This window comes from Streptomyces sp. NPDC025618 (assembly GCF_055558795.1).
Genome location: NZ_JBVHLW010000058.1, coordinates 1 through 13,766 on the forward strand (window position 1 = coordinate 1; position 13,766 = coordinate 13,766).

The 13,766-nt window shown below is 70.2% G+C and carries 16 protein-coding genes and 1 pseudogene; 4 read left to right on the forward strand and 13 right to left on the reverse strand.

Annotation, left to right across the window (positions count from 1 at the left end):
• Window positions 1-245 precede the first annotated feature (245 nt).
• The 3 genes and pseudogenes from ACZ4A5_RS29255 to ACZ4A5_RS29265 all read right to left on the reverse strand — a co-directional run bounded on the left by ACZ4A5_RS29255 (window position 246) and on the right by ACZ4A5_RS29265 (window position 1,038).
• Complete coding sequence (locus ACZ4A5_RS29255) at window positions 246-482, reverse strand: VOC family protein (RefSeq protein WP_467590781.1); 237 nt, start codon at window positions 480-482, stop codon at window positions 246-248.
• A gap of 29 nt (window positions 483-511) precedes the next feature.
• Window positions 512-823 (reverse strand): annotated as a pseudogene (locus ACZ4A5_RS29260) (DUF6255 family natural product biosynthesis protein); the annotation flags it as partial.
• Window positions 709-1,038, reverse strand: coding sequence for a hypothetical protein (locus ACZ4A5_RS29265; protein ID WP_467590784.1), 330 nt, complete (start codon window positions 1,036-1,038; stop codon window positions 709-711). The pseudogene ACZ4A5_RS29260 and the gene ACZ4A5_RS29265, both read right to left, overlap by 115 nt.
• A 192-nt stretch (window positions 1,039-1,230) precedes the next feature.
• Here ACZ4A5_RS29265 and ACZ4A5_RS29270 point away from each other — a divergent pair, with 192 nt between their 5' ends.
• A complete protein-coding gene (locus ACZ4A5_RS29270) occupies window positions 1,231-2,094 on the forward strand; it encodes a helix-turn-helix domain-containing protein (RefSeq protein ID WP_467590705.1) in 864 nt (287 codons plus the stop codon).
• A gap of 10 nt (window positions 2,095-2,104) precedes the next feature.
• Complete coding sequence (locus tag ACZ4A5_RS29275) at window positions 2,105-2,317, forward strand: DUF397 domain-containing protein (RefSeq protein ID WP_467590707.1); 213 nt, start codon at window positions 2,105-2,107, stop codon at window positions 2,315-2,317.
• 131 nt (window positions 2,318-2,448) lie between these two features.
• Here the strand turns inward: ACZ4A5_RS29275 and ACZ4A5_RS29280 are convergent, their stop codons facing one another.
• Window positions 2,449-2,715: a hypothetical protein gene (locus ACZ4A5_RS29280; RefSeq protein WP_467590710.1), complete on the reverse strand. Its 267-nt coding sequence runs from the start codon at window positions 2,713-2,715 to the stop codon at window positions 2,449-2,451.
• Between the two features lie 339 nt (window positions 2,716-3,054).
• On the opposite strand from ACZ4A5_RS29280, the gene ACZ4A5_RS29285 reads away from it, so the two are divergent.
• A complete protein-coding gene (locus tag ACZ4A5_RS29285; protein ID WP_467590711.1) occupies window positions 3,055-3,999 on the forward strand; it encodes a PLL family lectin in 945 nt (314 codons plus the stop codon).
• A 90-nt stretch (window positions 4,000-4,089) separates the two neighbouring features.
• On the opposite strand, the gene ACZ4A5_RS29290 is transcribed toward ACZ4A5_RS29285, so the two are convergent.
• From ACZ4A5_RS29290 to ACZ4A5_RS29315, 6 genes are all read right to left on the reverse strand, one after another.
• Complete coding sequence (locus tag ACZ4A5_RS29290) at window positions 4,090-4,947, reverse strand: fumarylacetoacetate hydrolase family protein (protein ID WP_467590714.1); 858 nt, start codon at window positions 4,945-4,947, stop codon at window positions 4,090-4,092.
• Window positions 4,948-5,112: 165 nt separating this feature from the next.
• Complete coding sequence (locus ACZ4A5_RS29295) at window positions 5,113-5,799, reverse strand: YidC/Oxa1 family membrane protein insertase (protein WP_467590717.1); 687 nt, start codon at window positions 5,797-5,799, stop codon at window positions 5,113-5,115.
• 92 nt (window positions 5,800-5,891) lie between these two features.
• On the reverse strand, window positions 5,892-6,194 hold the full coding sequence (locus tag ACZ4A5_RS29300) for a DUF6412 domain-containing protein (RefSeq protein WP_366004188.1): 303 nt from the start codon (window positions 6,192-6,194) through the stop codon (window positions 5,892-5,894).
• 95 nt (window positions 6,195-6,289) lie between these two features.
• Window positions 6,290-7,807: a sodium:solute symporter family protein gene (locus ACZ4A5_RS29305; RefSeq protein ID WP_467590720.1), complete on the reverse strand. Its 1,518-nt coding sequence runs from the start codon at window positions 7,805-7,807 to the stop codon at window positions 6,290-6,292.
• The gene (locus ACZ4A5_RS29310; protein WP_467590722.1) at window positions 7,804-8,001 is read right to left on the reverse strand and encodes a DUF3311 domain-containing protein; all 198 of its coding nucleotides are present in this window, start codon (window positions 7,999-8,001) and stop codon (window positions 7,804-7,806) included. The genes ACZ4A5_RS29305 and ACZ4A5_RS29310 overlap by 4 nt, the downstream gene beginning before the upstream one ends.
• Window positions 8,002-8,055: 54 nt before the next feature.
• Entirely contained in the window at window positions 8,056-9,381 is a 1,326-nt protein-coding gene (locus tag ACZ4A5_RS29315) for a DUF445 domain-containing protein (protein ID WP_467590725.1), read from the reverse strand.
• 259 nt (window positions 9,382-9,640) lie between these two features.
• Between ACZ4A5_RS29315 and ACZ4A5_RS29320 the strand changes: the two genes are divergently transcribed.
• Complete coding sequence (locus ACZ4A5_RS29320) at window positions 9,641-10,966, forward strand: SGNH/GDSL hydrolase family protein (RefSeq protein ID WP_467590727.1); 1,326 nt, start codon at window positions 9,641-9,643, stop codon at window positions 10,964-10,966.
• A gap of 161 nt (window positions 10,967-11,127) precedes the next feature.
• Here ACZ4A5_RS29320 and ACZ4A5_RS29325 read toward each other — a convergent pair whose 3' ends face one another.
• Genes ACZ4A5_RS29325 through ACZ4A5_RS29335 form a run of 3 tightly spaced genes read right to left on the reverse strand, consistent with a single transcriptional unit; the run spans window position 11,128 to window position 13,715 of the window.
• On the reverse strand, window positions 11,128-12,090 hold the full coding sequence (locus ACZ4A5_RS29325; protein WP_467590730.1) for an ABC transporter ATP-binding protein: 963 nt from the start codon (window positions 12,088-12,090) through the stop codon (window positions 11,128-11,130).
• Window positions 12,091-12,100: 10 nt separating this feature from the next.
• Entirely contained in the window at window positions 12,101-12,865 is a 765-nt protein-coding gene (locus ACZ4A5_RS29330) for an ABC transporter permease (RefSeq protein ID WP_467590774.1), read from the reverse strand.
• Between the two features lie 49 nt (window positions 12,866-12,914).
• Complete coding sequence (locus ACZ4A5_RS29335; protein ID WP_467590733.1) at window positions 12,915-13,715, reverse strand: ABC transporter permease; 801 nt, start codon at window positions 13,713-13,715, stop codon at window positions 12,915-12,917.
• Window positions 13,716-13,766 lie beyond the last annotated feature (51 nt).

Genomic DNA, 13,766 nt, shown 5'->3' on the forward strand with positions numbered 1-13,766 from the left:
GAGCGCCCTGCGGGCGCGGCCTCAAGCGCCGGCCGGGCTGGTTTGTGGTGGGTGCCGGGGGCGGGTCTTCCGGGCTGGGGACCTGGAACGCGGTGCGGGTGCCCCGATTCGCATTGAGTGCCCTGAAAACGCACCGCGTTCCAGAACCCCACCCTCCAGCCCCACCCCCTCCCGCCGGAGAGCGAGTGCGGCGCTGTTTGGGGTGGCTTTGCGGGTGCCGCCTCTTGCGGCTTCGGACGTCCCCCCTACCCAACTCGCTCTTTCGGAGCTACTAGTTCGACCTCGCCGTCGTCGTTCTCCAGGGACGCCGCATAGCGCGATTTCCCTCCCGCGTACGGGCGGCGGTCGGCGACCGTCAGGTGGAAGCCGTGTTTCTTCGCCTTTTCGGTGATGGACTCCATCGCGGCTCGCTTCTCGACGTGGAGGGCCAGGTGGTTGAGGCCCGGGAACCAGGGGGGTGTCCCGTGCCGGGGCCGCTCCATTGCGGCGGCTTCCTGTCGCGGCGGGTTCGGCGCGTCAGCCACTCGGCGGCCGTGCGGTCCGCCGTTGTGGCGGTGTCGCGGGGTGGGGTCAGCGCTTGCGCTATTCCCGGTGGTCGTAGCGCGCGGTATTCCGTGAACCGCCTTACGCCGCAGCTTTCGCAGCGCGATTCACCTCCGGTGTGCGTCCAGCTGCCTCGGTGGGTGCATGCGAGCGCCCCGGTGGCGGTCACAGCCCGTGCTCCAGACGCCAGTGCGCTCGCTGGGCGAGAACCGCTTTTCCGGCTCTGAGTCTGTCGCCACCGTCTTGGGCGTCGCGCACTGCGGTTGCCAGCTCCGGGCACTCCGCGCAGCCTCGGAACGGTTTGATCGTCTGGGGCCAGAGACCGATCACTTCCCGTTCGTCCCGCGTGGCCAACCGTAGTGCGGAGAAGGGCACTTCCCACTCCTGCCCGCCCCCTGGTTCGCGTAGGTGCACGCGCCTCCCCACGCTGTCGATCACCTGCCCGATCCGCTCCTCGCGGGTGTCCACCACGAACGCGCCGTTCCGATACGTCATCGCTCCGCGCCTTCCCCCAGTGTCGATGTGCGGCTACGCACCGTAGTCATGCGTCCACGATGGACCGCCATTTGGGCCAGCGCAACCAAGTTGGGCCCATAGTGGGCCAGCTTCATCCTTGTGGGTGATCGCACGCCTGCGGCGTGGGTTCTGGACCACACTGAGCACGCACTGCCAGCAGGGGAGGAAGCCATGGGGAACGCCCGCCGGACCGCTCGTCGCCGCAGACTGGGCGCCGAGTTGAGAGCACTTCGAGAAGCGGCCAATATCTCGACCGAAGAAGCGGCGAGGGCGATCCACGGCGACAAGACGAAGGTCAGCCGACAGGAAACGGGGTTGTTCCGCACCACCAGGCTTGAGCTTGAGGTCTTGCTCAACCTCTACAGAGCTGAGGACGAGAAGCTGCGGAGGTGGCTCATCGCTCTCGCGGCCGAAGGAAACAAACGCAGTTGGTGGCACCGGTACAGCGAGGCACTCGCGAACCACTTCAAAGAGACCCTGACATTGGAATCGGACGCCGCAAGCATCGCGGCGTTCCAATGCCGAGTCATTCCTGGGCTGTTGCAGACCCAGGCATACGCGACCGCTGTTCTCGAAGGCCAATCGCAGCCGCTGTCCGAGGAACAACTCAGGCTGTCTGTTGACATTCGCATGAGCCGCCAGAGCATCTTCCTCCGAGGCAATCCGCCGAAGTACGCGAGCGTTCTGACGGAGGGCGTGGTCCGCCAACAGATCGGCGGGCCCCAGGTCATGGCGGACCAGCTACGGCATCTGGCTTCCCTGAGTCAGAGTCCCGAGTTGGCAGTCCAGGTCATCCCCTACTCACAGAGCAGGTTCACAAACACCAGCGGATCCTTCATCCTGTACTCCTACCCTGAGCCTCTGGAGTTCGATGTCGTCCAGGTGTCGTACCTCGGCGGGGACCTGTATCTGGACGAGGACGAGGCGGTAGCGAAGTACCGCAAGGCATTCGAAGAGCTGCAAGCTTCAGCACTGTCGGTCCAGGAGTCAGCCGAGCTGATTTCGTCCATCGCGCAAGAACTTGAACGCAAATGAGGTACATCCCGTGATACACCACGACTTCTCCCCCTACAGATGGCGCAAGTCCTCTTACAGTCCTGACGAAAGTGCCGACTGTGTCGAAATACGTTTGGCGAGCGACGACCGCATAGCCATACGGGACAGCAGGGTCCGCCATAGAGGAACGCTCGCCGTCCCGCCCCGGACCTGGTCGGCTTTCGTCCGCGCCATAGAGCATGACCTGATCAAGCCCACCTGATGGAGCCCCTCCGAATTCAGGTGCCGGCACCTGGGACGTCGCCGCACGCGAGAACCGCCTGGCAGCCACGCCCGGCGAGAAGAGCGCCCTGACCTCGACGCCGCGCCATCGCCTGCCGGTCCGGGCGGCGGCTACATCCGGCGGGACCGTACGAGGACCATCAGGCCCAGTCCCGAGCCGGCGAGCACCAGGCCACCGCCCAGCACCATCATGTCTCCCAGGGGAGGCGCGCTGTTGTGGTGGTGCGCCGGCATGTAGCGCGCGGGCGGGCGGTCCAGGCCCGTGAACGCGCACACCAGCAGCGCACCGGACACCACCGTCATGGCGACCAACGGCCGTCGGCCGCGCCACCGTCTCGGACGCCGGTGCCTGCCTGTTCCGCCCAATACCTTGCGCATGTCCGAAAATATGCACACTCAGAGAGCGCGAGAGGGGCAGCACACGCCCCCGTTCCCCCGAATCGCCGCACCCGCTCCACCCGGCCACCGTCCGTCTGCACGGTTTCCGCCAGCCCGCCGTCCGCTCTGTGCCGGGGTCGGGCCGCCGTTGTAGGGTTCGGGCGCTTGAGCTCGATGCGTGCCGATCGACGTACAGAAACCGGGCGTTGGATCCAGCGCCCCGGCCCCGTGGGTTCTCGTTTCTGCACAGGAAAGGGCAAGCGCATGGGTAAGAGATCAGGTAGGAGACACAGACGGATCGGGCAGTTGTTCCGTTCTCTCAGAACAGGTGTCGCGGCCGTGGCGGTCGTGACGGTGCTGGCAGCCGCGCCGGGCGTCGGCCGGTCGGGAACGGCCTCGGCCGCGACCCCCTCGTCCCACAGCGTCAGAACGACCAACCCCTTCGGCTCCTCCATAGCCGCGGCCAGGAACGCGGACGGACGGCTGGAGCTGTTCGGCGTCAACAGCGGTGACGCGATCTTCCACCGGTCGCAGAACAGCATCGGCGGTTCCTGGTCGAACTGGGTCCAGTTCGACGGCGCGCTGCGTGCCGTCGCCGCCGAGACGAACGCCGACGGCCGGATGGAATTCTTCGGCGTCAACGGCGCCGGGAACATCTTCCACCGCTGGCAGACCTCCCCGGCGGGCGCCTGGTCGGGCTGGGAGCAGCTCGACGGACTGCTGACCTCGGTCGCCGTGGCCCGCGACGTCTACGGGCGACTGGAGCTCTTCGGAACCAACAGCACGGGCGCCATCTTCCACCGTTCGCAGATCTCCATCGGTGGACCGTGGTCGGGCTGGGACCAGATCGACGGCGCGCTGACGCAGGTGGCCGCGGAGGCCAACGCGGACGGGCGGCTCGAACTCTTCGGCGTGAACAGCGCCGGGAACATCTTCCATCGCTATCAGACCACCCCCGGCGGCTCGTGGACCGGGTGGGCGCAGTTCGACGGGGCGCTCACGACGATCGCGGCGGCGCGCAACGCGGACGGGCGGCTGGAGATCTTCGGGACCAACAGCGGTGACGCCGTCTTCCACCGCTCGCAGAACTTCAGTGGGACCCCCTGGTCGAGCTGGGCGCAATTCGACGGCGCGCTGAGCCAGGTGGCCGCCGAGACCAACGCGGACGGCCGGATCGAACTGTTCGGGGTCAACAGCGCGGGGAACATCTTCCACCGCTGGCAGACGTCCGTGAACGGCCCCTGGTCGGACTGGGCGGGCTTCGACGGCATCCTGCGACCCTGACGTGGCACCGGGGCCGCGCCGCGGTCCCACCGGACGAGCCGGGCTCCGGCCGGGCTCAGCCGCTTCCGGCTCGTCCGGCGTCCCGATGCCCTAGGCGTCCTTCAGCTGCTGCCGCTGACGGCCGAGGCCCTCGATCTCCAGTTCCATCACATCGCCCGCCCGGAGGTACGGCTTGGGGTCGGGGTGGCCGTCCGCCACTCCGGCGGGGGTGCCGGTGTTGATGATGTCGCCGGGGTAGAGCGTCATGAAGCGGCTGACGTAGCGGACGACCTCGGCGACCGGGAAGATCTGGTCGGCCGTCGTGCCGTCCTGCTTCAGCTCGCCGTTGACCCACAGGCGCAGGCGCAGGGCCTGGGGGTCGGGGACCTCGTCGGCGGTGACCAGCCAGGGGCCCAGCGGATTGAAGGTCTCGCAGTTCTTGCCCTTGTCCCACTGGCCGCCGCGGTCGAGCTGGAACTCCCGCTCCGACACGTCGTTGGCCACCGCGTACCCGGCTATCGCGGCCAGCGCCTCCGCGTCCGTCTCCAGGTGGCGGGCCGTGCGGCCGATGACGACGGCCAGCTCGATCTCCCAGTCGGTCCTCTCGCTGCCGCGCGGCACCAGCACCGCGTCGTCCGGGCCGACGACCGTGTCCGGTGCCTTGAGGAAGAGGACCGGCTCGCCGGGGGCCGGTACGCCGAGCTCGGCGGCGTGGCCGTGGTAGTTGAGCCCCACGCACACGATCTTGCCGATGCGGGCGACCGGCGGGCCGATCCGCAGGCCCTCCGGGTCGAGGGCCGGGAGGATCCGGGCGCCCACCGCGGCCCGTACGCGCTCCAGCGCGGAGTGGTCGCCCAGCAGCCTTCCGTCGATGTCGTCCACGACGGTGGTGAGGTCGCGGAGGGTGCCCTCGTCGTCCAGCAGGGTGGGGCGTTCCGCCCCTGGCGGGCCTGTGCGCAGCAGCTTCATCCGGTCTCCCGAGGTCGTGGTCGGCGGTTGCCCGTCCGGGTCGGCCGATGGGGACGGCCATCGAGGGATCGGTTTGATCGTGTGCGAACGGAGGGGGGCTCCGCAAGGGAGGTTTCGGCCTGTTGGCGGCCGATGTCTTTCTCCTCCGCAAACGGAGCGGGTCCCTCAGGCGCCGGACGGGGCCGCGGACAGCCCTCGGGTCAGATACGCCCGCTCCACCGCCGTCCACGCGCTGCTCGTCACGAGATAGAGCCCGGCCGCCAGCGGGACCACGGCCACCGTGATCAGCGTCCCGAAGGAGAGCAGCGGCAGGAATTTCATCAGGCCCGGCGCCTCGGCCGGGGCCGGCACACGGCGCGCGCGGACGTACGTCCAGGTGGCGACCGCGGCGACCACGACGAACAGGGCCGCGTACACCCATCCCTGTGCGCCGAACGGGGCGTCCGCCCAGTGGCCGCCCAGCCTCGCGCCCAGCAGCGTGTGGTCCAGCAGGCCGGGCGCGCCGCTGCTGAAGAGGTGGTACATCACGAAGAGGACCGGCAGCTGTGCCAGCGAGGGCAGGGCCCCGGCCATCGGCGACACCCCTGCCTTCACGTGTGCCTCGCGCATCGCCCGCATCAGCCGCTCGGGGTCGTTCTTGTGCTTGCGCCGCAGCTCGGCCATGCGCGGGGCGAGTTCGGCCTTGGCCCGCTGACCGCGCGCCGCCGAGCGGGCCAGCGGGTGCAGCGCGAGCCGCACGCACAGCGTGAACAGGATGATCGCGACGGCCGTCGCCGAGGCGCCGAACAGCGGGTCGATCACCCCGGCCAGGGAGGTGAGGCAGGAAAGGAGAGGGGAGACGAAAGCGGACATGGTGAGCCCTCCACGGGTCTCGTCGTGCCGGAATCAGAGGCATTCGGGCGTGACGAGCCGCGCGGGCTCAGCGGGAGAGAAGCGGTGAGCGCCTACGCGGCCGTCGGGAGGGCACGGCCGGGCGCGCGAGGCCGCCGTCGGCCCCGTCCGTCGGGATCGCGCTGGGCGAGGAACGCCGTACGCAGTTCCCGGTCGCGGATCGCGGTGCGTATGCGCGTGGGGGTGAGGGGGCCGCCGGTGCCGGCCGTGGCGGCCACGGCGGACAGCAGCAGGGCGGCCGCGACGGCCGTGGTCGCGGCGAGCGCGACCACGCCGAGCAGGCCGCTCTGCGCGAGCAGCAGTTCGGACAGCAGGAAGAGGAGCACGCTCACATGCGTACGGAATACGGCGTTCATCAGCGCGGCCCCCCTTCCCCGTGGAAGCTTCGCTGCCGAAGCTTCTCTGTCGACCCTCAGCGTGACGGACGTTCAGTCATTCGCTCGTTCCGATGCTAGACGGTGCCACTGACAACGGCCTCACCCGGGCCGGGATCACGCGCCAGCACCTCGTCGTCCGGCCGCGCGGCGTCCGCGGGCCGTGGCCGGGGTCCCCACCAGGAGACGGCCAGCGCGACCAGCACGTTCACGCCCAGGGCGAGCGCTCCCGCGTTCACGCCCCACACGGGGTCATGGTCGGTGAAGACCAGGGCGCAGACCAGCGTTCCGCCCGCCACGAGGCCGCTCATCGCTCCCCACAGCGTCAGCTTCCGCCACACCAGCCCCAGCAGAATCATGGGGACGAGCTGGGCCATGCCCTCGTACGAGATGAGCGACAGCCGCACCAGCGTGTTGGGCGCGGTGTAGGTCATCAGCAGGGCCAGCGCGCCAGCGGCCACGACGACCACCTGGGCGCCCGTCTTCTGCCGGTCGGGGCGGCCGGCCAGCCGGGGCATGACGCCGAGCACGCTCTTGCCCCACATCGTGCCGATGACCAGCATGAACACCGCCATCGGCACGATCGACGACAGCGCCGCCGCCACCCCGATCAGGCCGACCGCCCAGGCGGGCAGCGAGTCCACGACGAGCTTGAAGAGCGCGAGGTTGGAGCCCGCCCCGGTGAGGCCGGGCACGACGAAGAGCGCCGCCATGCCGAGGAGCATCGGCACGAACAGCAGGACGTTGTAGAACGGCAGCAGCATCGCGTTGCGGCGCAGGGCATCGGCGTTCCGCGCGCCGAGGTAGCCGGCCACGGTCGTCGGGAAGATGACGACCGTCAGGGAGTTGAGGAAGCTCGTCGTCACGAACCAGCCGCCGCCGAGCCCGCTGCCGCCGTGCCCCGTGAACGTCAGCCAGTCCGGCTTCTCCGCCACGATCCGGTCGAGGAACGGCCCGTAGCCGTCGAAGTAGTGCAGCGGTACGTAGACCGCGAGGAAGCCCAGCGTCCCGATGACCAGCACGTCCTTCAGGACCGAGACCCAGGCGCTGCCGCGCAGCCCGCTCACCACGACGAAGCCGGTCGTGACGGCGAAGGCGATGAAGTACGCCCAGTTCAGGCTGATCGCGCCGTAGGAGATGGTCGAGACGACCACGCCCATGCCGGTGATCTGCAACTGGATGTACGGCAGCAGGCAGACCGTCGCCAGGATCGCCACCAGCGTGCCGAGCCAGGGCCTGTTGTAGCGGTGGGCGACCATGTCGGTGATGGTCACGAGGCCGTGCCTGCGGGCGTAGGACCAGAGGGTCGGGCCGACGACGTAGCCGATGGCGTACCCGCACGACATGTACGCGATGACGTAGAGCACTGGGGCGCCGTAGTTGTAGCCCCAGCCCGCCGCGCCCAGATAGCTGAAGCTCGTATAGCCCTCACCGGCCATCAGCACCCAGATGAAGACCGTGCCGAGGCTGCGGCCGCCCACCGACCACTCGGCGAGCCCGCCGCCCGCTCCCCTGCCGCGCACGGCCAGCAGGCCGAGGGCGACGGTGAGCACCATGAAGACGGCGAAGACGGAGGTGGCGACGGTGGCGTTCATACGCGGCCTCGCTTGCGGTCACCGCGCCAGGCGAGGAGGACGGCGGCGGGGGTGAGGAGCGTGGCGAGGAGGAGCCAGGCGAAGAGGAAGGGCAGACCGAGGACGGTCGGACGGATCCGGTCCACAAGGGGCAGGGTCCCCAGGAACAGGACGTACGGGATGAGCAACCACAGCAAGGTGGGACGTTTCAGCACGGGCCGACCCTAGCGTTGCCCGTTGCTGACGGCCCGTCGCGCCCGGGGCTCGCGTCACGCCCCCACCAGCCGCGACGCCGAATAGATGCACAGGCCCGCCAGCGCGCCGACCACCGTGCCGTTGATCCTGATGAACTGGAGGTCCCGCCCGATGTGCGCCTCGATCTTGCGGGTGGTGTGCTCGGCGTCCCAGCTTGCGATGGTGTCCGTGATGAGGGCGGTGATCTCGTGGCGGTAGGTGGTCACGACATAGACCGCCGCGTCCTCCAGCCAGCGGTCGACCTTCGCGCGGAGGCGGTCGTCGCCGGCCATACGGGCGCCCAGGGAGAGCAGTCCGGCGCGCACGCGGAGGCGCAGTTCGCTGCGCTCGTCCTCGGCGGCGGCGACGATCATGGCGCGTACGGAGCTCCACGTGGAGGCGATCAGATCCTGCACCTCGCCGCGTCCGAGCACCTCGGACTTCAGCCGCTCCACACGGGCCCGGGTGTCCGTGTCGGAGCGCAGGTCGCGCGCGAAGTCGCCCAGGAAGCGGTCGACGGCGCCGCGTGCCGGGTGGCCGGGCATGTCGCGCATCTCCGTGACGAAACGCAGCAGCTCCTTGTAGACCCGCTCGCCGACCTTGCGGTCCACGAAGCGGGGCGTCCAGCCGGGCGCGCCGCCGGTGACCGCCTGCATCACCGAGTCACCGTGGGTGACCAGCCAGTCGTGGGCCCGTACGCACACCAGGTCGACGACCCGGTGGTGGCCGCCGTCGGCGACGATCTTCTCCAGCATGTTGCCGAGGCCCGGTGCGATCTCCTGGGCGTCGGCCCTGCGGGTGATGGCCTCGCCGACGACGGCCTGCACATCGGAGTCGCGCAGGACGGTCAGGGCGCCGCGCAGCGCCGTGGCCAGCTCGACCGTCACCCGGTCGGCGTGCTCGGGGTCGGCGAGCCAGCCGCCCAGCCGGGAGGCGATGCCTACGGTGCGCAGCCTTACGCGTACGACATCGCCGGAGAGGAAGTTCTCGCCGACGAACTCACCGAGGCTCTGACCCAGCTGGTCCTTCTTGGTGGGAATGATCGCCGTGTGCGGGATCGGCAGGCCCATCGGGCGGCGGAAGAGCGCGGTGACGGCGAACCAGTCGGCCAGCGCGCCGACCATGCCCGCCTCCGCGGCGGCCGCGACATACCCGGCCCAGGCCCCCGCGCCCGCGGACTGTGCCCACTTCGCCAGGGCGTACACAAGCGCGACGAGGAGCAGCAGCCCGGTCGCGAGCGCCTTCATGCGGCGCACGCCGCGGCGTTTCTCCTCATCTGCGGCGCTATAGGTGAGACCTCCCACGCCCGGGGGCATGACTCCCTCGGCGGCTCCCGAAGCGTCGTCAGGGGGCCGTTCCATCCGCATCACCCGTTCCAGCCGTCATCACGTGCATTGTCCCTACCCGGGGTACTCCGGGAACGGACCGCGAGTTCCCCGCGTCTGACAAGTCGCATGTGACACGTTGCGTGACCCACCGGCCGACAGGCGCGCCCCCCGGCCCCCGTGGGATCATGGAACGGCGATCGGACCACGAGGGCGTTGTTGCTGATCAGTCGCTGTCTCGTCCCCGGTTCCGCACCGGAGCGTCTCGCTCCGCCACTCCCAGGAGAAGCCCGCCATGAACAGGCCACCTCTGCCCCGAAGTACGGCCTACGCCGTGCTCGCCGCACTGGCAGCCGTGGTGATTCTCGTCTCGACCGCGATATTCGTCGGCGTCGGCGGTCGCGGCCGCACGCCCGCGGCGGAGCCGCACGAGGCACATGGCACGGCCGCTCCGGCCGCCTCCGGCGAATGGGTGGGCGCCTGGTCCACCGCGCCGTCGGGCGCCGAGCCGAACACCCTCCGGGGCTTCCCCGGGATGTCCATCCGCAACGTCGTGCACAACGGTGTCACCGGCACGGCCGCCCGGATCCAGCTCTCCAACCTCTACGGTGCCCAGCCGCTGCCCATCGCCCATGCCTCCCTGGCCCTGGCCGCGGCGCACGGCTCCCCCGCCGCCGTCCCCGGCAGCATGCGCAGGCTGAGCTTCGGCGGACAGCCCACGGCCACGATCCCGGCCGGGCGGTCGCTGCTGAGCGACCCCGTGCGGCTGGCCGTGGCCGCCGGGGCCGATCTGCTGGTCACCACCTTCTCCCCCACCCCGTCGGGCCCCGCGACCTATCAGAACCAGTCCCGTCAGACGTCCTACCTCGCCCGTGGGGACCGGGCCGAGGACACGCAGGGCGCCGGCTACACCGCCAAGGTCCAGTCCTGGCGCTATCTGACCGGCGTCGACGTCTGGTCCCAGGAGACCCACGGCGCCGTCGTCGCCTTCGGCGACTCGATCACCGCCGGCTACAACTCCACCCCCGGCACCAATCACCGGTGGCCGGACCTCCTCGCCACCCGGCTGCGCACCGAGCCGGGCGCGCCCCGCTACAGCGTCCTCAACGAGGGCATCAGCGGCAACCGCATCCTGCTCAGCAACGCCGGGCCGCCGCCCGCGAACAACGCCAGCGGTCTGGAGCGCTTCGACCGCGACGTCCTCGGCCGGACGGGCGCACGCGTCGTGATCATGGCGCTCGGCGTCAACGACATCCTGCGTACGCCGCAGCAGCGGGATCCGGCGCGGATCGTGGCCGGCCTGCGCCAGCTGGTCGAGCGGGCGCACGCGCGGGGGCTGCGGGCCGTCGGCGCGACGATCACGCCGTTCGGCGGGCACAAGGGGGCCGTGGACCTTCAGGAGGTCACCCGGCAGCGGGTCAACGAGGTGATCCGGTCCGGACAGGTGTTCGATGCGGTGGTGGACTTCGACCGGGTGCTGCGGGATCCGGTGTCTCCGGAATCTCTGCTTCCCGCTTATGACTCCGGGGATCATCTGCATCCGAATGACGCGGGGTATCAGGCGATGGCCGACTCGATCGATGTCGAGGTCTTGAAGGGTGAGGCGGTTACGGCGCTCTGAGGGGTGGCGGGGGGTGGGGAGGGGTGGGTGCGGTGTCGCTCAATCTCCCCCAGCTACCTCCCCCGGACGCCGTCCGGGGGTGCCACCAACGGGCTGGACGCGCGGACCGCAGCCCGCGCCCGCCCTCGCCTCGGCCGCGGGAAATCCCCGGGCTGAGGCCGTCACACCTCCCGCTCCGCGTACATCCTCGCGATCACGTCCTCGATGTCCGGTTCCTTGATGGAGAGGTCGACCAGCGGATACCGCTCCGCCACCGCCGCCACGACCGGGGCCGCGCTGCGGTCCGCGGGGAAGGCCAGCCACTGGCGGGGGCCCTCGACCTTGACCGTGCGGGCGCCGGGGACGCCCTCGATGGGCGGGAGCTCGTGTTCCAGGTCGACCACGAGGGTGCGTTCGCTGCCGCCCACCGCGTGGAGCGTGCTCAGCCCGCCGTCGTGGACGAGGCGCCCGTGGTCGATGACCATGACCCGATTGCACAGCTGCTCGATGTCGGTGAGGTCGTGCGTGGTGAGCAGGACCGTCGTGCCGCGTTCGGCGTTGACCTCGCGGAGGAACTGCCGGACCTTCGCCTTGCTGATGACGTCCAGGCCGATCGTCGGTTCGTCGAGATAGAGCACCTCGGGGTCGTGCAACAGTGCCGCCGCGATGTCACCGCGCATCCGCTGCCCGAGGGAGAGCTGGCGGACGGGCACGTCGAGGAGCTCGCCGAGATCGAGGAGCTCGACGCAGCGGTCCAGGTTGGTTCTGTAACGGGCGTCAGGGATGCGGTACATGCGGCGCACCAGTCCGTACGAGTCCCGCAGCGGCAGGTCCCACCAGAGGGTGGTGCGCTGCCCGAAGACGACGCCGATGCGGTGCGCCAGCTTCGTCCGCTCGCGGGAGGGGTCGATCCCCGCGACGCGCAGCCGGCCGCCGCTGGGCGTCAGGATGCCCGTGAGCATCTTGATGGTGGTGGACTTCCCGGCTCCGTTGGGGCCGATGTAGCCGACCATCTCACCGCGCGGCACACGGAAGCTGATGCCGTCCACGGCCCGCACCCGGTGCCGTTCGCGGCGCAGGAGACCGGCCTTCCGGCGTACGTCGAACACCTTCTCCACACCGTCGAGTTCGATGAAACCGTCCACTGTCCGCCTCTCAGCTCCCCGTACTCCGATAGCTCCGCAGCCCTGCCCGCCACACCAGCCCCGCGCCCGTGAGCATGAGGAGGGCGACCAGGGGCCCGCAGAAGTCGACCCACCCGGGCAGGCCCAGCGGGTCGTCGCGGCCCAGGAGGCGCAGCGCGGGCAGCCAGTTGACGAAGGCCAGGGGGACGACGAAGGTCACCCCGCGGACCAGCTCCGTCGCGAAGACCGTGGGCGGGTACTGGAGCATGGTGGCGCCGCCGTAGGTGAAGGAGTTCTGCACCTCCGCGGCCTCCGTCGCCCAGAACTGGAACGCCGCGCCGACGATGAAGAGGGAGCCGAAGAGGGCCGCCCCGCTGAGCACCATCACCGCGGTGAACAGCGCCTTGGGCAGTGTCCACGCGATGTCGGCATGGGCCAGCCCCCAGCCCAGCACCAGGGCGCCCTGGCTGATGCGGCCCAGCCTGCGCAGCGCGAAGCGGTCGGCGGCGACCTGCGCGAGTACGGGCGCCGGGCGCACCAGCAGCGTGTCGAACGTGCCGTCCCGCACCCGCTGCCCGATCCGGTCCATGCTGCCGAGCACCAGGTCGGCGAGGCCGAGGGAGCAGCTGCTCGCCCCGTAGAGCAGCGCGATCTCCGGCAGGGAGAAGCCGCCGAGGGCGTCGATGTGGGAGAACATCAGCATGATGGCGACGAAGTCGAGGCCGCTGGCCACGAAGTTGCCGATCGTCGTCATCACGAAGGACGCGCGGTAGGCCATCGTGGAGCGCACCCACATCGCGACGACGATCCCGTACGCCCGCAGCCCCGTCGTCACGGCGGACCGGTCAGCCACCCTGGACCACCACCTTCGCCGTCGCGAGGGACTGGAGGGCGCGCCCCGCCGCCAGCAGGAGCACCGCCCAGGCCGCCTGGAAGGCGAGCGCCCGGGCCAGTCCGGCGCCCGTGTGCAGGCCGAGCAGGACGTCGGCCGGCACCTGGAGCATCGCCGCCCACGGCAGCAGCCGTACGGTCTCGCCGAACGCTCCGGGGAAGACCGTCAGCGGCAGCAGCATCCCGGAGAAGAAGACGCTCATCAGCGTGCTCACCATGTTGAGCCCGTTGCCGTCGAGCAGCCAGAAGGCGCACAGGCCGATCAGATAGCGCAGCCCGAAGCCCACGCCGAAGCCGAGGAGGCAGGAGAGCAGGAAGGCGAGCCAGACCAGCGGGTCGGCGGGCAGGGCCAGTTCGAAGACGAGCGCGCCGACGGCCAGGGGCGCGACCCCGCGCCCGAGCAGCTGGAAGGCCGCCCGGCCGAGGTCGGCGGCGAACCACCACAGCTGGAGGTCGGCGGGGCGGTAGAGGTCCACGGCGATGTCGCCGGAGCGGATGCGCTCCTGGAGCTCCTCCTGGAAGCCGCCGCCGAGCAGCGCCATGGCCGCGAGCAGCGCCTGGCTGACCCAGACGAAGGTCAGGGCCTGCGCCTGGCCGTAGCCGCCGAGGCGCGGCCGTTCGTCCCACAGGGCGATGAACGTATAGGCGATGACGAAGCCGAAGACGGTGTTGGTGAAGACACCGGCGGCGGTGGCGATGCGATACGTGGCATACCGGCGGAATCCACTCACCGCGACAGCGGCATACAGCCGCATCCCAGGACACCTCTCGTCGTTGAACCTCGATAGTCCGCTGACCTCAAAGCG

Bases quoted from the DNA above. Each gene is read 5' to 3' on its own strand.
- ACZ4A5_RS29255 (WP_467590781.1), bottom strand. From the start codon at position 482: ATGGAGCGGCCCCGGCACGGGACACCCCCCTGGTTCCCGGGCCTCAAC.
- ACZ4A5_RS29265 (WP_467590784.1), bottom strand. From the start codon at position 1,038: ATGACGTATCGGAACGGCGCGTTCGTGGTGGACACCCGCGAGGAGCGG.
- ACZ4A5_RS29270 (WP_467590705.1), top strand. From the start codon at position 1,231: ATGGGGAACGCCCGCCGGACCGCTCGTCGCCGCAGACTGGGCGCCGAG.
- ACZ4A5_RS29280 (WP_467590710.1), bottom strand. From the start codon at position 2,715: ATGCGCAAGGTATTGGGCGGAACAGGCAGGCACCGGCGTCCGAGACGG.
- ACZ4A5_RS29290 (WP_467590714.1), bottom strand. From the start codon at position 4,947: ATGAAGCTGCTGCGCACAGGCCCGCCAGGGGCGGAACGCCCCACCCTG.
- ACZ4A5_RS29295 (WP_467590717.1), bottom strand. From the start codon at position 5,799: ATGTCCGCTTTCGTCTCCCCTCTCCTTTCCTGCCTCACCTCCCTGGCC.
- ACZ4A5_RS29300 (WP_366004188.1), bottom strand. From the start codon at position 6,194: ATGAACGCCGTATTCCGTACGCATGTGAGCGTGCTCCTCTTCCTGCTG.
- ACZ4A5_RS29305 (WP_467590720.1), bottom strand. From the start codon at position 7,807: ATGAACGCCACCGTCGCCACCTCCGTCTTCGCCGTCTTCATGGTGCTC.
- ACZ4A5_RS29315 (WP_467590725.1), bottom strand. From the start codon at position 9,381: ATGGAACGGCCCCCTGACGACGCTTCGGGAGCCGCCGAGGGAGTCATG.
- ACZ4A5_RS29320 (WP_467590727.1), top strand. From the start codon at position 9,641: ATGAACAGGCCACCTCTGCCCCGAAGTACGGCCTACGCCGTGCTCGCC.
- ACZ4A5_RS29330 (WP_467590774.1), bottom strand. From the start codon at position 12,865: ATGTGGGTGCGCTCCACGATGGCCTACCGCGCGTCCTTCGTGATGACG.
- ACZ4A5_RS29335 (WP_467590733.1), bottom strand. From the start codon at position 13,715: ATGCGGCTGTATGCCGCTGTCGCGGTGAGTGGATTCCGCCGGTATGCC.